Raw genomic sequence first — 20,214 nt, 5'->3', positions numbered from 1 at the left:
ATTAGGATGATTTCTTGTATTTGGTGTTTTCCTATTTGGGATAGCATCTCTTTCTAACTGTTTAATAATCATAATTCATGCTAAATAAAAGCATTAAATTCTTAATAGAGAATAAACTCGTAGCCGTTTTATTACTCGTCCTTTTTATTGGTTGGGGAACTGTAAATGCTCCTTTTAATTGGGATATTGGCTTTTTGCCAAGTGATCCAGTAGCTGTAGATGCTATTCCCGATATTGGTGCAAACCAACAAATCGTTTTTACAAAATGGGAAGGTCGTTCGCCACAAGATATCGAAGACCAAATTACTTATCCGCTAACCACTTCCCTACTCGGTATTCCTGGTGTTAAAACCATTCGTAGTTCTTCTATGTTTGGGTTTTCCAGTATCTATATTATTTTTGAGGAAGACATCGAATTTTACTGGAGCCGAAGTCGGATTTTAGAAAAATTAAATTCCCTACCAAGTAACTTATTACCAGAGGGTGTAAATCCTGCTTTAGGTCCAGATGCTACCGGTTTAGGTCAAGTATATTGGTACACTCTGGAAGGCCGCGATGAAAACGGAAAAGTTACTGGTGGTTGGGATTTACAGGAATTACGAAGTATTCAAGATTACTACGTAAAGTACGCCTTGTCTTCTGCAAGTGGTGTTTCCGAAGTAGCTTCTATTGGCGGTTATGTGCAAGAATATCAAATAGATGTGAACCCAGAGTTAATGCGTCAATACAATATTGGTTTAAATCAAGTGGTAAAGGCCGTTAAAAGTAGTAATCAAGATATTGGTGCACAAACGTTAGAAATTAATCAAGCCGAATATTTAGTCCGTGGTTTAGGCTATGTAAAATCGGTTGCAGATATTGAAAACGCTGTAGTGACTTCCGAAGCATACACAGCCATTAAGATTAAAGACATTGCTAAAGTATCTTTAGGTCCTGCAGCACGTCGTGGTTTATTAGATAAAGAAGGTGCCGAAGTTGTTGGTGGTGTTGTAGTAGCCAGATATGGCGCGAATCCAATGGAAGTAATTACCAATGTAAAAGCGAAAATTGAGGAACTAAAAGGTGGCTTGCCAAGCAAAGTATTAGCAGATGGAAGCACTTCTCAATTAACCGTGGTTCCCTTCTATGATCGCTCCGAATTGATTGTAGAAACCTTAGATACACTTAACGAAGCATTAACACTAGAAATTCTAATTACCATTTTAGTGATCATTATTATGGTGTTTAATTTAAGAGCCTCCATTTTAATTTCCGGATTATTACCTGTGGCTATTTTGATGGTTTTTGTAACGATGAAGCTATTTCATGTCGACGCTAATATTGTGGCGCTTTCTGGTATTGCAATCGCCATTGGAACCATGGTAGATGTTGGTGTTATACTTGCCGAAAATATGATTCGCCATCTCGATGATCAAAAATTAAGACTTCGAGAAGATGGCACAGCATATACTATAAATGAAGTCGTTTATAACGCTACTGCGGAAGTTTCTGGGGCTATCTTAACAGCTGTTTTAACAACCATAATCAGTTTTGTTCCTGTTTTTACAATGATTGGTGCCGAAGGAAAACTATTTCGACCTTTAGCTTTTACAAAAACAATGGCATTATCTGCATCCTTGGTAATTGCCTTGTTTATAATTCCGCCATTAGCAGCTTTCCTATTCCGAAAAACAGTACTTAAAAATACCTTTAGATATTTCTTAAATGGCACAATAATAGTTGCTGGAATTGTAGTTATTATATCTGGTTATTGGTTAGGAAGCATTTTAATTGCTTTCGGAATTACAGGTTTATTTATTGTTTTAGGAAAAATAGATGCTAAAAAAGGGAATCTCATAAACATCATTATTTCATCAGCCGCCATCGTATTTCTACTTGCCGAATATTGGAGACCATTAGGTTTTGATCGTAGTATTCTAATCAATTTAGTTTTTGTAGCTATTATTTGCTTCGGAGTTTTAGGAATCTTTTCTCTTTTAAGAATCTATTACGGAAGACTTTTAAAATGGGCTTTAGCGAATAAAATGCTATTTCTAATCCTCCCAACTATCGTACTTATTTCTGGTGGTTGGATTATGAATAACACAGGAAAAGAATTCATGCCTTCGTTAAATGAAGGGTCATTTCTTTTGATGCCTACTTCTTTACCGCATGCTGGTGTAGAAGAGAATAAACGCGTGTTACAGCAATTAGATATTGCAGTTGCTACCATTCCAGAGATTAAAATGGTAGTAGGAAAAGCTGGAAGAACAGAATCTGCGTTAGATCCCGCTCCTTTATCGATGTACGAAAATATGATTCAGTATAAATCCGAATATATGCGTAATGCCGAAGGAAAAAGGCAACGGTATAAAGTAAATGCTGCTGGTTTATTTGAACTGAAAGATGAACGATTTATTGCAAATCCAAATAACACCCAAAATGTCACCTTGAGCGCAGTCGAAAGGTCTCAGTTAATAGAAGACAACGATGGCGAATTCTACCGCAACTGGCGACCAGAAATTAAAAATCCTGATGATATTTGGAAAGAAATAATAAAAGTCACTAAGTTACCAGGAGTTACTTCTGCACCAAAATTACAGCCAATAGAAACCCGACTGGTCATGTTACAAACCGGCATGCGAGCGCCAATGGGAATAAAAGTAAAAGGACAAGATTTAAAACAAATCGAAGCTTTCGGATTGGAATTGGAAAATCTTTTAAAACAAGCCGAAGGTGTTAAAGTCGAAGCTGTTTTTGCCGATAGAATTGTTGGTAAACCTTATTTGCTCATTGATATCGATAGAGAAAAAATAGCGCGTTACGGAATTTCTATAGCAGATGTGCAAAGTGTGCTTAAAGTTGCCATTGGTGGTATGGAATTAACCCAAACTGTGGAAGGCCGAGAGCGATATGCCGTTCGTGTTCGTTACCCAAGAGAATTGCGTGGCAATCCGGAAGATATAAAAGACATCTATATTCCTGTTGAAAAAGGAAGTCCGGTGCCGTTAAGCGAATTAGCAACGATTCGGTATGAGCAAGGTCCGCAAGTAATAAAAAGTGAAGACACCTTTTTAGTAGGTTATGTTTTATTCGATAAATTGGATGGTTTTGCTGAAGTTGATGTCGTTGAAAATGCACAAGCCTTATTTCAAGAGAAAATAGATTCAGGAGCATTAATCGTTCCTCAAGGGATCAGTTATAAATTCACAGGAACTTACGAGAATCAGTTACGTGCAGAAAAAACGCTTGCTGTTGTAGTGCCTTTGGCATTAGCGATCATCTTTTTAATTCTTTATTTTCAGTTTAAATCGGTGTCCACATCATTAATGGTGTTTACAGGAATTACGATTGCATTTGCAGGTGGATTTATTATGATTTGGCTATATGGTCAAGATTGGTTTTTCAATTTCAACCTTTTTGGTGAAAATATGCGGGATCTTTTTAATATGAAAACCATCCACTTAAGTGTGGCGGTTTGGGTTGGTTTTATTGCCCTATTCGGAATAGCAACCGATGATGGCGTAGTCATGGCAACGTATCTAACGCAAAGTTTTGATCGTGAAAAACCTTCCGATAAGAAAAGCATCCGTGCTTCTGCTTTACAAGCTGCAGAAAAACGTATTCGTCCGTGTTTAATGACTACAGTAACTACCATTCTTGCATTGTTACCGGTATTAACTTCCACAGGAAAAGGAAGTGATATTATGATTCCAATGGCAATTCCAATATTTGGAGGAATGGTAATTGACGTTACCTCCTACTTTATCGTTCCCGTTTTATATAGCTGGAGAGAGGAAATGAAGTTAAAGAGAATAGAGAAAAAAGTGCTTAGAAAAATAGACTAAAAAAACATTATGAAAATCCTTAATATACATATCGTACATAAAGCTGTTTTGCTTTTTGGTTCTTTATTTTTTTTTCTTAACGGGCAAAGTCAAGAATTAGAAACCTATATCAACGAAGCTTTTGAGAATAATCCTGAAATTCAAGCATTCGAATTGCAGTATAATATTGCTTCCGAAAAAGTAAATGAAGTCAACACCTTACCAAACACCGAATTTAGTGCTGGGTATTTTGTTTTAGAACCAGAAACACGAACAGGTACACAACGTTTTAAAGTATCGGCAAAACAGATGCTGCCTTGGTTTGGTACTATTGCTTCGCGAGAAAGTTATGCGAGTTCTTTGGCCGATGCTAAATATGAGGACATTGTAATTGCCAAACGAAAATTAATAGTTTCCATAGCTCAATCGTATTATAGATTATACGATAACAAAGCAAAACAAGCGGTTTTAGTCGAAAACAGAGAACTTCTTAAAACCTATGAAACGCTGGCATTAACATCGATTGAAGTTGGAAAAGCTTCCGCAGTAGATGTTTTTAAATTACAAATGCAACAGAATGAATTGGAGCAATTAGAACAGGTTTTAAAACAACAATATCTAGCAGAACAAACTAATTTTAATAAATTATTAAATAGAAAAAAGGATATAGAAATTGATGTGGTAGACGAATTGATAATGCCTTCCAAAGATTTTGAAATCCCTTCTGAAAATTTAGCATTGCATCCCGAGTTATTGAAATACGACAAGCTTTTTCAATCGGTAGAACAATCCGAAGTATTGAATCAAAAAGAAAGTAATCCTTCTTTTGGCTTCGGATTCGATTATATCAATATTCAAGCAGATTCAGACATTACTTTTAGTGAAAAAGGAAAAGATATTTTTATGCCAACCGTTTCGGTATCTATTCCAATTTTTAATAAAAAGTACAAGTCGAAAACCAAACAAAATGAATTACAACAACAAGAGATTGAAGCGCAAAAACAAGAGCGTTTAAATAGCTTAGAAACGCTTTTGGATACAGCGATAAACGATAGAATTTCCGCAAGAATCAGCTATAATACACAGGTTAAAAATATAAAACAAGCCAAAGATGCGGAAGATATTTTAATTCGAAGTTACGAAACAGGAACCATCGATTTTAATGATGTTTTAGACATTCAAGAATTACAATTAAAGTTTCAAATGGATCAAACAGAATCGATTAAAGCATATTATATGCAATCCGCAATTATTAATTATCTAACTCAAAAATAATGAAACATACCTATCACATACATGGAATGACTTGCAACGGTTGTCGCAGTCATGTTGAAGAAACCCTTTCTAAAGTAAAAGGTGTTTCTAAAGCTTCGGTAGATTTAGAAAAAGCAGAAGCAACCATCGAAATAGAAAAACATATTCCATTGGAGAAATTTCAAGAAGCACTTGAAAACGATGGCGGACGATATAGCATTCATAACTTAGGAGACCATCCACACGTAGAAGTTACAAAAGAAAAACAATCCGCAAAAAATGGCACCGGAACTTTCTATTGTCCAATGCATTGTGAAGGCGATAAAACTTACGACAAGCCTGGTGATTGTCCGGTTTGTGGAATGGATTTAGTAGAAGAACAAAATCTATCTATTACTAATACCGAACAATGGACCTGCCCAATGCATCCCGAAGTTATAAAAGATGAACCAGGCTCCTGCCCTATTTGTGGTATGGATTTAGTGCCCATGAAACCAGATATTTCCGCAGAAGAGAAAACCTATAAAAAGCTATTAAAAAAGTTTTGGATTGCAGTGGTATTCACCTTACCCATATTTTTAATTGCGATGAGTGAGATGATTCCTAATAATCCGTTGTACACTATTTTAGAACAGAAACAATGGAATTGGGTACAGTTCGCACTTTCCATTCCTGTGGTGTTTTATGCAACATGGATGTTTTTTGAACGTGCATATCGAAGTATCAAAACATGGAATCTAAATATGTTTACCCTTATCGGAATTGGTGCTGGCGTATCTTGGCTATTTTCGGTATTCGGAATGTTTTTTCCAGACCTTTTTCCAAGTCAATTTAAAACAGCATCCGGAGCAGTTCATGTTTATTTTGAAGCTGCAACCGTGATTCTTACATTGGTACTTTTAGGACAACTTTTAGAAGCGCGTGCGCATAGTAAAACGAATTCTGCAGTAAAAGAATTACTAAAATTAGCTCCCAATAAAGCAACCAAAATAATGGATGGTGAAGATGTGGAAGTGCCAATCGATAAGATTGCTTTACATGATATTCTAAAAGTAAAACCTGGCGATAAAATCCCCGTAGATGGTATTATAACTGAAGGAAATACGACTATTGACGAATCTATGATTTCTGGAGAACCGCTTCCTGTAGATCGATCTAAAGGCGATAAAGTTAGTGGTGGTACCATTAATGGAAACCAATCTTTTTTAATGAAAGCAGAAAAAATTGGTAGTGATACACTACTCTCTCAAATTATTCAAATGGTGAATGATGCGAGTAGAAGTCGCGCGCCAATTCAGAATTTAGCGGATAAAGTTTCGGGTTATTTTGTGCCTGTTGTAGTTATCATTTCATTAATCACTTTTGCAATTTGGGCCATTTGGGGACCAGAACCGGTTTACGTATATGCCTTTGTAAATGCCATCGCAGTTTTAATTATTGCTTGTCCGTGTGCGCTAGGTTTAGCGACACCAATGTCTATAATGGTTGGTGTTGGTAAAGGTGCGCAAAATGGTGTATTGGTGAAAAATGCAGAAGCATTAGAACGAATGGCAAAAGTAGATACTTTAATTATCGATAAAACAGGAACCATTACCGAAGGGAAACCAACCGTAGAAAAAGCGGCCGCATTTCATGCCGTTTTAACGGATAAAGAAGTGCTACAATACATTGTTTCTTTAAATATAAATAGTGAACATCCTTTAGCCGAAGCAACAGTAAAATACGGAAAAGCACAAAATATAGAAATTCTAAAATCGGAAGGATTTAGTGCCGTTACCGGAAAAGGTGTCGAAGCTACCATAAACAATAAAAAAGTAGCCTTAGGAAATCCTAAAATGATGGATTATGCCCATGCAGAGATTACTCCCGAAATGGCGGAAGAAGCCAAAACATACCAGAAACAAGGAAAGACCGTTTCCTATGTATCCGTAGACAAAACAGTAGTTGGTTACGTGGTTATTGGAGACAAAATAAAAGCAACTAGCGCAAAAGCGATTAAAGCACTTCAGGATAAAGGTATTGCTGTTGTTATGCTTACCGGAGATAATTACGATACTGCACAAGCTGTGGCTTCGGAGTTGCATCTTGCCGATTTTAAAGCAAGTATGTTACCGGAAAATAAACTGCAAGAAGTAGAGAAATTACAAAAGGAAGGAAAAGTGGTCGCTGTGGCTGGTGACGGAATTAATGATGCACCAGCATTGGCTAAAAGTGATGTTGGTATTGCAATGGGAACAGGAACCGATGTCGCTATTGAAAGTGCCATGATTACTTTAGTAAAAGGCGATTTACACGGCATTGTGAAAGCACAACATTTAAGTGTGGCAGTAATGAAAAACATTAAGCAAAATCTGTTTTTCGCATTGATCTATAACACGGTCGGAATACCAATTGCGGCAGGTGTTTTATTTCCGGTTTTTGGAATTTTACTATCTCCAATGATTGCGGCATTAGCGATGAGTTTTAGCTCAGTTTCGGTGATTGCAAATGCATTACGATTACGAAGAATTAAAATATAAAATAATGAAAAAATATATCCTTTATATTGCAGTATTAGCTGTCGGTTTACTTTTGGGAGCATTCCTTTTTGGAGATTCTTCCAATAAAGAGGTAGAACATAAACATAATGAAATAGTAGAGAATAGTACTATGTGGACTTGCTCCATGCATCCACAAATCATGCAATCCGAACCAGGAGATTGTCCTATTTGTGGCATGGATTTAATTCCGGTAAAAAGTAATTCGGACGGCTTACTAGCAGATCAATTTAAGCTTTCTGAAAATGCAATGGCATTGGCCAACATTCAAACTTCTATGGTTGGTACAAGTAGTTACGATGCAGATTCCGGTTTTGTTTTATCTGGGAAAATTACGGAGAATGAAAATGAAACAGCAACCATGCCTGCTCATTTTGACGGAAGAATAGAAAAACTGTATGTGAATTCCTTAGGAGAACAAGTGAGAAAAGGACAAGCAATTGCTAAAATATATTCACCAGATCTTGTTGCTGCACAGCAGGAATTAATTACAGCATATAAATTAAAAGCAACCCAGCCACAATTATATAATGCGGTGAAGAACAAATTTAAGAATTGGATGATTCACGGTCCGCAATTGGAAGAAGTAGAACAAAGCGGACAAGTAAAAACAAGTTTTACTATTTACTCGCATGTTTCTGGTGTGGTTACCGAAATCGCAATCAACGAAGGTTCGCATATTATGGATGGGAAACCTATTTTTAAAGTGTCAAATTTAAATACCGTTTGGGCAAATTTTGATGTGTATGAAAATCAAATCAGCCAAGTTAAAAAAGGACAAGCTGTTGTGGTAACAACGAATGCCTATCCGGATAAAACATTTAATGGGAAAGTGGATTTTATAGATCCTATTTTAGATACCAAAACAAGAACCGTAAAATTAAGAGTGGTACTGAATAATAAAGAAGGTGTGTTTAAACCTGGAATGTTTGTGGAAGGTAAATTAAAAGCAATTGCCAATGCTACCAACGAAGAAGAAGTATTAACCATTCCTGCTTCTGCTGTTTTATGGACAGGAAAACGTTCGGTAGTATATGTAAAAACCAATCCTACAGCACCCGTTTTTGAAATGCGAGAAATTACAATCGGAAACCAAATAGGAAGTAATTATCCCGTTTTAGAAGGTTTGCAAAAGGAAGATGAAATTGTAACCAACGGGACTTTTACCGTAGACGCAGCGGCACAATTACAAGGTAAGAAATCGATGATGAATACATCCAATACATCAGCATCCAAACCAGCTATGGAAGTTATGAAAATGACGTTCCCTGCCCATTTTCAAAAAGAGTTTAAAGAAATACTTCCTATGTACCTAAAGATGAAAGATGCCTTTATTGTAAGCGATGGGAAAACTGTTTCCGATATCGCTAGTACTATGTATCAGAAAACACAAAATTTCGATTCCGCGAATTTAGGAAAAGTGGAATTAGTACATTTTAATAAAACACGATCTATGCTAAAAGCGATTTCCGAAAATAACGAAATAGAAAAGCAACGTGCACATTTTGTAATACTCAATGAAAATATAGTAGCATTAACTATGAATATGGGGACTTTAGATACCACATTATATGTTCAGAAATGCCCAATGGCAAATAATAACAATGGTGCCATGTGGCTGAGTAATGACAAGGATATTCGAAATCCTTATTATGGAGATGCCATGATAACTTGTGGAAGTGTCATTGAAGAAATCAAATAAATAATAACATTAAAAAACGAATATAGGATGACTAGAATAAAGAAATTAAATATTATAAGCGTTCTACTTGCTTTAACAGCAATAGCGATGCTTGCTATTGGTGTGATAATGAAAATTCCAGCTCCAGCTTTAACAGGCGTAGGATTTTTATTAATAGTATGGGCTTTACAAGTAATTAAATAAATAACGAATACATAAAATTTTAAACCATGAAAAAAATAATTTTAAGTCTAGCAGTATTAGCTACAGTGAGTTTGACAAGTTGTAAAAACGAAACCAAACAAGAAACAGAAACAACAACTACTGAAATATCTAACGAAATGGCTATGGCCGATATTTCTTTTGGCGTACGCGGCAACTGTGGTATGTGTAAAAGTACCATAGAAAAAGCAGCGAATGCTGTAGCTGGAGTATCTAAAGTAAATTGGGATGTAGATAAAAAGAAAATAGAGGTTTCTTTTGATGATACGAAAACCGATGCCATGGCTATTCATAATGCGGTTGCAGCTTCTGGTTATGATACCGATAAAGTTCTAGGAAGTGAAGCAGCTTATGAAAACTTACCAGGTTGTTGTAAATATGATCATGAAATGAAGATGAATCAATCTGGAGAGTCGAAAGAATAACAGCTTTCCATTCTTCATTTTGAAACCAAAAAAAGCCTATTAAAAACAGTTGTTTTAATAGGCTTTTGTTTTAATTATATTATTGCATATCTATAATACCAACTACTTCATACGCTCTAGTACCATCCACTTGTACTTTTTCGTATAGAATATTAGCGTATTCATAATAATTCTGACCGTCTATTACTACTTTTTCATAATCCTCTGGAAGCTCATATACTACAGTGCCTACTTCTGGATCTACTACTTCATATTCATTATTTATTTGGATGTAAAAGATACCATTCACATTAAAATAGTTGTGGTTATTAAAATGCACACGTCTATAATTTGTAGGTAATACTTTTATTCTAAAACCAACCTTTGGTGCTATAACAATATAACGACCTCTAGACTGTGTGTAATATTGGTTATTTGCATAATAATAGTTTTGACCTTTGTGGTTAATTATAGTTTTGTTTGGTACATTTCTTACAGAAACCACTTTCTTTTTAGGGGTTTTATAAGTCACTTTCGTACTAGCTATTCTTTTGGTGTTTACTTTACTTTTTACAGTGGTCGTTGTAGTATTACGACGTGTTTGTGCAGAAACCTGCGTGCTAACCGCAACCATAAATAAGGTTGGTAAAACCAGTGTTTTTATAAATGTTTTCATAATTCAATTTTTTAAAGGTTAAACTTTATTTATTACCTATTAAGACTATTTTTAATAGGAATAGTTTAAAGATATACACATAAAAGAACTATAAAAAAGCAAATAGACAGTTGCCTATATTCTATCTACAAACAGGATTTTTTTATCTATGTAGATTTTATTTATGGAAACAAAAAAAGGTATACTACGAAAGTATACCTTGCTTTTAAACTATTGAAATATTAAAATTATTTTAATAATCCTAATAAACCAGTTAATTCTGAAAGGTTTAAACTTGAACTACTATCTGTATCCAAAACATTAAAATTATCTGCAACAGAACCAATAGCTTCGGTAGAACTAATAGCTTCATCATTATTAGTGTCTAATAAGCTAAAAAGACTAGTGATTTGTTGCACTGTGGAGTTTGAACTTAATGATCCTAATAATGTTGCTGCTTGAGATACCGATGATGTGTTAACGTTTTTCACGCTATCACAGCTAAATAAACCTATTGCAATTGCTAATGTAAGTACTACTTTTTTCATAATTTGTATTTGTATTTATATTGGTAATTAATTTTATATTTAATTTTCGGCAAAAATACCTTTACCTTTAATTAATACACTCTTGATTAGAGTTATGTTTTAATTATTCTATTAAAGGGTTGATTTTATAGACGAATTGTTTTAAAGGGAGTTATTATTAATGAATTCTAAAAATTTGGATTTGTATTGCTCCGAAACAGTGATACGTTGGTCATTGATAATAATTTGACTACGCTCTATAACATCTATGTTTTTTAGCGATACAATAAACGAACGATGTACACGCATAAATTGCGTTTCTGGTAATTCTTCTTCTAATGCTTTTAAGCTCATTAGCGTTAAAATAGGTTTCGGATTATCCTTTAACCATATCTTGATATAATCTTTTAATCCTTCAAAATACAATACGTCTGCTAGTTTAATACGTAGTTGTTTGTATTCTGATTTTACAAAAAGAAATTCCTTTTCTTCAGAAACCATGTTTTGTTGCTTTCCTTTTACCAAGGAGAACCAACTATTAGCTTTATTGGCTGCTGCTAGAAACTCGGCATAATCAAAAGGTTTCAACAAATAGTCTAAAGCTTCTACTTTAAAGCCTTCCAAAGCATATTGATCAAAAGCCGTTGTAAAAATAACACGTGTTTCTTTCGGTAGCATTTTAGAAAATTCTAAGCCTGTTAAATCTGGCATTTGTATGTCTAAAAACAGTAAGTCTACAGGTTCTTTTTTAATAAATTCCAAAGCCTCAATAGCGCTACTGCATTTTTGTTTTAGTTCTAAAAAAGGTGTTTTCTCCACATAACTTTCTACCAAATTAAGAGCCATAGGCTCATCGTCTACAATAATACAGGTGATTTTTATAGTGCTCATACGTTTAACTAGTTTCTATTTTTAATGTTACTAAAAATCGATCGTTTTTTACGATAGTTTTAAAACTGAATTTATCTGCATACAATAACTCCAAACGCTTTTCTAAATTTTGAAGTCCAATACCAGAGCCACTTTTATCGTCTGTTATCTTCGGGAAATTATTGTTTTCCACAGAAAATAAAACGGTTTTATCATCACAAGTCATGTTAATATCAATACTACTTAGTTTGGTGGCAGAAACACCGTGTTTAAAAGCATTTTCGATTAATGAAATAAACAATAAAGGTGCAATTTGGATGCCGGTATCTTTAATAGGAAAACTATAACTAACAGATGTTTTGTCCGATACTCGTAACTTCATTAAATCGATATACTTTTTAAGAAAATCAATTTCTTTAGTAAGAGGAATGGATTCTACATTAGTTTCATATAACATATAGCGCATCAACTTACTCAAACTATGTATAGAAGATTTGGCTTGATCTGGCGAAATATCGACTAAAGAATAAATATTATTTAAAGAATTAAAAAAGAAATGCGGTTGCAACTGATAGTGCAAATGCTGTAACTCCGATTCCAATTTAAAATTCGCAGCCTCTTTACGTTCTGTTTCTGTTTTTGCCCATCGCATTGTAGACTTTAATGCCACCGAAAAGAATAAAGGCGCTAAGTAAGTTAGCAATTGTATATAAATAGCCATTTTAAATGGAGGCTTTACTCTATTTGTATTTGCCAAACGTTGCTTAGAAATTTCCTGAAAGAAGGTGTCTTCAATATATTCTTTTAAAAATAAGAAGAAGATAATCATTACTGCATTTAGAATAATAAACTGCAGTGATTTTTTGGAAAATAACAAGCGGTCTACAAACACAAAAAAGTTGATATAAAATATGATGGACGAAAAGAATAATGGGACCCAGAAATGTGCTATAACCCTATTAATTTCTTGTTCTTCGCCGTAGGATAGCAAGTATGGCACACACAATAGTGTAAGCCATACAAGCAAATGTGATACTACGGTTATGGTTTTCTTTTTATACATAATTTATTATTCGTAACGTAAAGCGGTTATTGGGTCTAAAGCCGATGCTTTTCTTGCAGGATACCATCCAAAAAAGATACCTGTTACCGCACAAACAGCAAATGAAATTACTATAGAATATAAAGCCACGCTAGTAGGCCAATTTAAGAATTTTTCTATAAATACTGTGGATCCAAGTCCTAACAAAACACCTAGAAGTCCACCAGTTATACTTATTAAAATAGCTTCAATTAAAAATTGCATTAAAATATCTGCTCCTTTTGCGCCTACTGCCATGCGCAAACCAATTTCTTTAGTTCTTTCTTTTACAGAAACATACATAATATTCATAATACCAATACCTCCAATTAATAGCGATATACCTGCAACTGCTACTAAAAGAATAGTTAGCATCTCGCTTGTAGAACTAAACGTCGAAATTAATTCTTCCATAGACTGTACACTAAAATCGTCATTATTTCCATTAGATATTTTATGTTGAATTCTCATAATTTCTGAGACTTCAGTAACAGCATTTGGCGCATCGTCTTCACTTACTGCCGAAGCCATAATTTGATTGATATAATCAATAGCCAAAATACGTTTTTGTACGGTTGTATATGGTGCAATAACCACATCATCTTGGTCTTGACCAAAGGTGTTTTCTCCTTTTACTTCTAATACACCAATCACTTTAAATGGAATATTATTAAAACGAATCATCTGTCCAATAGGATCTTGCCCATCAGGAAACACATTGTCCACGACCGTTTGCCCAATAAGTGCCACTTTAGAAGCCGTTTTTACTTCGGCATCTGTAAACATACTGCCGCTTTGTAAATCGACTACTTTAATTTTGAGATAATCTGGATTTACGCCATAAATAGTACTTGGCCAGTTATTGGAACCGTTTATAACTTGTCCGCCACCATTTACCAATGGTGTTGCATAACTTAAAAAGGTGGCTTGATCTTTAACGGCTTCATAATCTTTAAGGGTAAGTGTTTGCATCTCAGCTGCACTTGGCCGAACTCCACTACTTGTAGTAGTCGCTGGCCTTATCGTAATAATATTAGAACCCATAGCCGAAATATTTTCGCGAATACTTTCTTTAGAGCCTTCACCTATTGCTAACATTGCAATTACCGATGCTACACCAATAATGATTCCTAACATGGTTAGTAATGTTCTAGTTGTATTAAGAACGATGGCTTTAAAAGCTATTTTGAATAAATTTAATAGTCTCATAACACTTAGTCTTTTTTAGGTAATTTTGCTAATTCTTCTACAGCTGAAAGTATCTGGTGGTTTTGGTAATCCTGCATTATCTCTCCGTCTTTTAATACGATGGTTCTTTTGCTAAAAGATGCAATATCTGGTTCGTGTGTTACAAAAGCGATAGTAATACCTTGTTTGTTTAACTCTTGAAAAATGGACATAATTTCGTAGGCAGTTCGTGTGTCTAAGTTTCCTGTAGCTTCATCTGCTAAAATCATAACAGGATTGTTCACCAAAGATCTAGCAATGGCAACACGTTGTTGCTGTCCACCAGAAAGTTGTGCTGGTGTATGATGTAAACGTTCTCCGAGTCCAACTTTTTTTAAAGCTTCAATAGCACGCTCTCTACGTTCTTCTGTAGAAACTTTACTATTGTATAACAGTGGTAATTCTACATTTTCAATAGCCGATGTTCTAGCTAATAAATTGTACGATTGAAAAATAAAGCCTATTTTTTCGTTTCTGATGGTTGCCAATTCATTTCTACTTAGGTTTTTTATATTTATGCCGTCAATTTCATAAAGTCCCGAAGTAGGTTGATCTAAACACCCTAAGATATTTAACATGGTACTTTTACCAGATCCACTCGATCCCATGATGGTAACAAATTCGCCTTCCTTTATGTCAAAGGAAATACCTCTTAACGCATGAACCGTTTCGGAGCCCATGGTAAACTCACGTTTAAGGTTTTCTATTTTTATGATTTCTTTGCTCATCGTATTATCTTTTTCCTCCACCTCTTGTTGTTGTTGGCATAAATGGACTTTCGCTTTTTTCTGCTGTTTTTACTTCAGATTTACTAACACCTTCCAAACTGTACACTAATTTTTCTCCTGCCGAAACACCGCTTAATATCTCTACATTGACTCCGTCACTCGCACCAAGTGTCACGATTTTTGGAGTTATTGATCCATCAGATCCCAATACCCATAGGGCGGTTGCTTCTCTAGAGCGCTCACTCGTATTCTCCGCTAACTGGTGTTGTTGGTTATACGCGCTTAGGATTTCTCTTTCTGGTTTAAAGTTGATGGCTTTGGCTTCAGCCGTTAACACATCATTTAATTCTAAAGTAAAAATTGAAATGGTTGCTGTTAATCCTGGTTTAAGTTTTAAGTCTGGGTTATCCGCCTTAATAACAACAATATACGTTACTACACTTGAAGTCACTGTTGGGTCTAAACGTACTTGTGTTACTTCTCCCTGAAAGGTTTCACCTATATAAGCATCTACGGTAAACTCTACACGTTGCCCCTCTTTAACTTGTCCTATATCAGCTTCATCTACATCGGCCTCTACTTGCATTTCTTTTAAATCTTGAGCAATTGTAAATAACGTTGGTGTACTTAAACTTGCTGCTACGGTTTGCCCTTCGTCTATGGCTCTAGACAATACCACTCCGTTGATAGGCGAGTATATATTGGCATACTCTAAATTGGTTCTAGCTTGCTGTAGGTCTGAGTAACGTTGCGTTACGGTGCCCACTGCGGTTTGATAATTAAATTGAGCATCATCAAAATCAGATTTACTAATGACTTGATTGTCATACAACGTCTTTTGTCTGTCGTAAATCGTTTTCATGTAGTTTTTTTGACTTAATGCATTATCATAAACGGCCTGTGCTTGGGTTTTAGCAGCATTTAAATTCGTTTTATCCAATTCTGCAATTAATTGACCTTCCGTCACCACACTGTTATAATCTACATATATTTTCTCTACAACACCAGAAACCTGAGTACCCACTTCTACTTGTGTTATTGGTTCCATAGTTCCTGTTGCGGTGACCATGGTCGTTACATTTGCTTTTTTAGCAACAACCGTTTTTGCTTCTATGATTACAGCTCCTTCGCCTTTTAAAAAACTGTATGCTACAATAGCAAGTACGACTAATACGATGCTTCCTATTATGATTTTCTTTTTATTTTTCATGATTAAATTGATTAAAGTTTAATGTCGTTTCCTTGATAAAATTGTAATAATTGGTGGTATAAAATGTTTAAGTATTTCGATTGTAAATAGTTTTGCTGTGCATTGGTAAATGTATTTTGACTAATCACTAAATCAGTAGTACTTAAAGCACCTAACTCATATTTCTTTTGTGCTAGTTTATACGATTGCTCTGCTGCTATTTTGGAAGCTTCCGAAGCAATTACTTGCTCTTGAGCTGATACTGCATTTTGATACGCCGTTTCTACTTTTTTATAGATTTCTTTTTCTGTGCTTTGCTTTTGAATTTCGGCTTTTTCAATATTGATGTTCGCCGTTTTAACCGCTGCTTTGGTTTGGTTTCTATTGAATATTGGAACACTTAAAGATAGCCCAATTTTCTGATTGAAATTAATGTCAAACTGATCGGAGAATGTATTATCATTAACACTAGTGTAACCAGAACCAATACTACCAGATAAGGATAAGGTTGGTAAATAAGCACCTTTAGCAATATCTAATTCTTTCTTGTTGGCTTCAATATTTAAAATACTAGATTGTATTTCTGGAAGAAAACCAAGCGCATTGGTATAAACTTTCATTTTATCCAATTCTAGATTTACTAAATCCATGTTTTCATCAATGGTTTGAATCTCTAAATCTTCTAAAGGAGATAATTCTAATAATTGTTTTAGCTGAATGATATATTGTTGGTAATCGTTTTTAGCAGCAATCACATTGTATTTGTTCGTCGCAGCTTGGCTTTGCGCTTCGGTATAATCACTTAAAGCAATCGTTCCCGCATCTAAACGTGCTTTTGCTCTTTCTACTTCTTTTTCGGAAGCTGTTACATTGTTTTCCGCAATAGCGATACTTTCTTTACTATAAAGCGTTTGTAAATACACTTCTAAGATATTTAAAACAATGTTATTTTTTTCTACTTCTTCTTGAAAAACACTTTGCTCTAAGAACAGTTTGTTTTGTTTAATCTGATTGTTCAATTGGTTCCCTTGAAATAAAGTCACCGAACTATTTATACCAACATTGGTACTGTTTATTTGATCGGTTACATAATTGCTAGTAATAGGATCGATGGTATTTCCGCTAGAAAAATTTTGAGAAGCACTACCAAATAAATTAGGCAGTCTAGACGATTTCGCTTTGCTATAATCTATTTCGGCAATACTTTTATTTAAGACGGCATCTTTAATCGTGATGTTATTTTCTATGGCATAGCTGATGCAATCTTGTAACGACCATACTTTTGGTGTTGTTGCTGCAGTAGTATCTTGGGCAAAAGTGAACTGCACGAAGAATAGACTTGCAAGGATTAGATATAATTTCATTTTTTTGAGTGTTTAGATTTAACACTTCAAAGATGAAATTATACCTACTATTATAAAACAGTAATAGATGTTTGCGGGAATTGTCTATACCAAAAGCCTTGTTTTATCGATGGGATTTTTGGATTGGATTACAAAATTTGCAGTTTCCCTAAATTTATAAGTGTCTTTATTGTTATACCTTTACCGAAAGGAATTTTAGCCTTTCTCGACTAATGCCATTTAATAACCACCAAGATTAAATAAAATCCATTTATCATTCCGTTCAAAAAGTATAATCATAAATCGACTAGAAAAAATATGAAAAGCATAAAATATTTATGTTTTCTCATTGTTATAAGTATTACAAATTATAGTTTTTCGCAATTGGGCGATTTAGCCAAGATAGACTACACCATACTTCCTGCAGGAAATTCGAATGTAGAATATACCAGAGTTAGAGCCCTATTCAACGTGCCTATTAAACTGAAAAACGAAAAAGAGTATTTGTTTTTAGGATTAGATTATAGCAATTTTAATTTGCGAATGGATGGCGAGGATTTTCCATACGATAAAGAGCAACTTAGCGATTTTCAGTCGTTGGATATTAATATGGGATACACCAAACCTTTAAAGAACGATTGGCGTTTAGGCGCACGATTATCTCCTGGATTTAGTACCAATTTATCAGGAACGAGTTTGTCTTTGGAAGATGTCATACTTTCCGGAGTGGTAGTATTTATAAAGAATAAAAAAGAAAGCGAAGACGTTAAGAAACCGTGGCGACTTATTATAGGCGCGTCGTATTCCGGGAATCGTGGTTTTCCATATCCACTACCTTTTATTAGTTATTATAGAAAGTTTCATCCCAAATGGTCGTATAATGTTGGGATTCCTAAAACGAATTTGCAATATCATATTTCTGCAAAACACCGACTAAAAGCCTATGCAGATTTAGACGGATTTACAGCCAACCTACAACGTGGTGTGCTTGTAAATGATGCTGTGGTGGCCGAAAGTGTAAATATGTCTTTAATATTAAGCGGATTGCAATACGAGTTTCATTTTACAAAACATTTGCAATTTTATGCACGGACTTCCTACATTTTGAGTAATTCGGTGCATTTAAGAGATAAAAACAGAGACGATATTATCGATCTAGACAATTCGAATACGCTGTATTTACGAACTGGGATTCGGTTGAAACTTTAAAGCTACAAATAGACAAAAGGAGCATTGCATTTACATAGTATGAAATAGGTGCTATCTACGTTCTTATTGTTCGCTAAGTATTATGTAAAAGCACAAAATCCCACCCCAAAAAAACCCCAACATATTTTCCCTTAAAATTAACTTTAAATCATTTCCCATTCTCCTACTTTTTTATACATTTATACTACCAAATAAAAAGTTATGAAACATTTAGTGATAGTATGGACAGCATTGTTTATAAGCACAATATCTTTTGCGCAATTTCAGGTTTCGGTGAGTTCTGGATATGCCTTAGGAAGTGCTGGAATGAAATTAGGAGAAACCGTTAATATTTCGGAAACAGAAAACAGTTATGGTAGTTTTGGTGAAGGCGCCAATTTTCAATTAAGGGGAACGTATTTCTTTGGTCCTTCTTTTGGAGCAGAAATAGGATTAGGGTATTTACTTGGTACCGATCAAACTATCTCTGAAGTGGATTTACCAAATAGAGAGGTAGATGCCGTTGCTAGAGCACGTGCTTTTGGAGGATCTGCTTCTATAGTCTACAGATTTACCAATAATATTTACGGTCGTTTTGGTGCTTTAATAAAAATAGGTGGTAAAACAGAAGCTGTTGTATACGATAAAACGGTATTTACTCAAGATGAAGCCGATGCCTTTGGTGTACCGTTAGGATCGTACTCGGAAACGAATTACAAAGAAGATTTTCACGGACAGTTTCCTTTAGGTTTTATTGCTGCTCTTGGTTATAAATACGACTTAAGTGATCACTTTAGTATTTTTGCGGAAGCAGAATATTACGGGATTAGCTTAAAACGAAAAGACTCGGAACTTTCAGAATTTAATACCGATATTGTTTTACCTGATGGTACGGTTGCAGTTTCTGGTTTTTATTCTTTAGATAATTTACCTGCTGGTTATAATAAGGAAACTACTTATGTAGATAGTCTGGATCATGACAATACCGATTCGTCTAAAAAACTAGCGCAAAAAGTACCGTATTCTTCTTTCGGAATTAATATTGGTGTTACCTATAAATTTAAAGGTGGCGCTGCTAAAAAGGAATAATATTTTTAGTGCTTAATAGCGAATAGAAATCCATTTTTCTTCCATCATATATGTGATGTAGAACAAAGATTTAAAGCGTATGGTAGTCCTTAAAACTAGGGTCTACCATACGCTTTTTTTCTGGGTGCTTTTGAATGTATGCCAATACATACGAACAAAATGGCAAGACTGTTTTATGGTGGTCTTCTATATACTGTAAGGTTTTTTCTACCAGTGCTCCTGCAATACCACGACCACTTAATGCGGGTTCTACTTCGGTATGTACCAATGCTACTTGGTTGTCTATTTCTTTATAGGTAACAAAAGCAATGCTACCATCGATTTCTATTTCAAAACGTTTCTTTTCTTCGTTTTTATAAAGCGGAATATTTGTAAAGTCTTCTCTCATCTTTTAAATATATAAAAAAAACAGC

At 34.7% G+C, this 20,214-nt stretch carries 17 protein-coding genes; 8 read left to right on the top strand and 9 right to left on the bottom strand.

Going from position 1 to position 20,214, the window contains the following annotated elements; genetic code table 11:
• Window positions 1-77: 77 nt before the first annotated feature.
• From FG167_RS14135 to FG167_RS14110, 6 genes are read left to right on the top strand one after another with little or no spacing between them, the layout of a single operon-like run.
• Window positions 78-3,827: an efflux RND transporter permease subunit gene (locus FG167_RS14135; protein ID WP_203458877.1), complete on the top strand. Its 3,750-nt coding sequence runs from the start codon at window positions 78-80 to the stop codon at window positions 3,825-3,827.
• Window positions 3,828-3,836: 9 nt separating this feature from the next.
• A complete protein-coding gene (locus FG167_RS14130) occupies window positions 3,837-5,081 on the top strand; it encodes a TolC family protein (RefSeq protein ID WP_203458876.1) in 1,245 nt (414 codons plus the stop codon).
• Complete coding sequence (locus FG167_RS14125; RefSeq protein WP_203458875.1) at window positions 5,081-7,579, top strand: heavy metal translocating P-type ATPase; 2,499 nt, start codon at window positions 5,081-5,083, stop codon at window positions 7,577-7,579. The genes FG167_RS14130 and FG167_RS14125 overlap by 1 nt, the downstream gene beginning before the upstream one ends.
• Before the next feature lie 4 nt (window positions 7,580-7,583).
• On the top strand, window positions 7,584-9,299 hold the full coding sequence (locus tag FG167_RS14120) for an efflux RND transporter periplasmic adaptor subunit (protein ID WP_203458874.1): 1,716 nt from the start codon (window positions 7,584-7,586) through the stop codon (window positions 9,297-9,299).
• A gap of 27 nt (window positions 9,300-9,326) precedes the next feature.
• The gene (locus tag FG167_RS14115; protein WP_203458873.1) at window positions 9,327-9,482 is read left to right on the top strand and encodes a hypothetical protein; all 156 of its coding nucleotides are present in this window, start codon (window positions 9,327-9,329) and stop codon (window positions 9,480-9,482) included.
• Window positions 9,483-9,508: 26 nt separating this feature from the next.
• A complete protein-coding gene (locus FG167_RS14110; RefSeq protein WP_203458872.1) occupies window positions 9,509-9,925 on the top strand; it encodes a heavy-metal-associated domain-containing protein in 417 nt (138 codons plus the stop codon).
• A 79-nt stretch (window positions 9,926-10,004) separates the two neighbouring features.
• Here FG167_RS14110 and FG167_RS14105 read toward each other — a convergent pair whose 3' ends face one another.
• The 8 genes from FG167_RS14105 to FG167_RS14070 form a co-directional block, all read right to left on the bottom strand.
• Window positions 10,005-10,580, bottom strand: coding sequence for a DUF6515 family protein (locus FG167_RS14105; RefSeq protein WP_203458871.1), 576 nt, complete (start codon window positions 10,578-10,580; stop codon window positions 10,005-10,007).
• Window positions 10,581-10,807: 227 nt separating this feature from the next.
• On the bottom strand, window positions 10,808-11,107 hold the full coding sequence (locus FG167_RS14100) for a hypothetical protein (protein WP_203458870.1): 300 nt from the start codon (window positions 11,105-11,107) through the stop codon (window positions 10,808-10,810).
• Window positions 11,108-11,248: 141 nt separating this feature from the next.
• Window positions 11,249-11,977 carry a LytTR family DNA-binding domain-containing protein gene (locus FG167_RS14095; RefSeq protein ID WP_203458869.1) on the bottom strand — a complete coding sequence of 243 codons (729 nt, stop codon included), beginning with the start codon at window positions 11,975-11,977 and terminating at the stop codon, window positions 11,249-11,251.
• 4 nt (window positions 11,978-11,981) lie between these two features.
• The gene (locus FG167_RS14090) at window positions 11,982-13,019 is read right to left on the bottom strand and encodes a sensor histidine kinase (protein WP_203458868.1); all 1,038 of its coding nucleotides are present in this window, start codon (window positions 13,017-13,019) and stop codon (window positions 11,982-11,984) included.
• A 6-nt stretch (window positions 13,020-13,025) separates the two neighbouring features.
• Window positions 13,026-14,246 carry an ABC transporter permease gene (locus FG167_RS14085; RefSeq protein WP_203458867.1) on the bottom strand — a complete coding sequence of 407 codons (1,221 nt, stop codon included), beginning with the start codon at window positions 14,244-14,246 and terminating at the stop codon, window positions 13,026-13,028.
• A gap of 5 nt (window positions 14,247-14,251) precedes the next feature.
• Complete coding sequence (locus FG167_RS14080) at window positions 14,252-14,992, bottom strand: ABC transporter ATP-binding protein (RefSeq protein WP_203458866.1); 741 nt, start codon at window positions 14,990-14,992, stop codon at window positions 14,252-14,254.
• 4 nt (window positions 14,993-14,996) lie between these two features.
• Window positions 14,997-16,202 (bottom strand): efflux RND transporter periplasmic adaptor subunit, encoded by a 1,206-nt coding sequence (locus tag FG167_RS14075; protein ID WP_239004398.1) that lies wholly within the window; start codon window positions 16,200-16,202, stop codon window positions 14,997-14,999.
• A gap of 11 nt (window positions 16,203-16,213) precedes the next feature.
• Complete coding sequence (locus FG167_RS14070; protein ID WP_203458865.1) at window positions 16,214-17,545, bottom strand: TolC family protein; 1,332 nt, start codon at window positions 17,543-17,545, stop codon at window positions 16,214-16,216.
• 297 nt (window positions 17,546-17,842) lie between these two features.
• Here FG167_RS14070 and FG167_RS14065 point away from each other — a divergent pair, with 297 nt between their 5' ends.
• Window positions 17,843-18,733, top strand: a complete 891-nt coding sequence (locus tag FG167_RS14065) for a DUF6268 family outer membrane beta-barrel protein (protein ID WP_203458864.1) — start codon at window positions 17,843-17,845, stop codon at window positions 18,731-18,733.
• A 201-nt stretch (window positions 18,734-18,934) separates the two neighbouring features.
• Window positions 18,935-19,801 (top strand): outer membrane beta-barrel protein, encoded by an 867-nt coding sequence (locus FG167_RS14060; protein ID WP_203458863.1) that lies wholly within the window; start codon window positions 18,935-18,937, stop codon window positions 19,799-19,801.
• Window positions 19,802-19,871: 70 nt separating this feature from the next.
• Here the strand turns inward: FG167_RS14060 and FG167_RS14055 are convergent, their stop codons facing one another.
• Entirely contained in the window at window positions 19,872-20,189 is a 318-nt protein-coding gene (locus FG167_RS14055; RefSeq protein ID WP_203458862.1) for a GNAT family N-acetyltransferase, read from the bottom strand.
• Window positions 20,190-20,214: the final 25 nt, after the last annotated feature.

It is taken from the genome of Lacinutrix sp. WUR7 (assembly GCF_016864015.1).
GTDB lineage: Bacteria > Bacteroidota > Bacteroidia > Flavobacteriales > Flavobacteriaceae > Oceanihabitans.
Note: the sequence above shows the minus strand (reverse complement) of the source record. Positions and strands in the feature narration are given on the sequence as shown.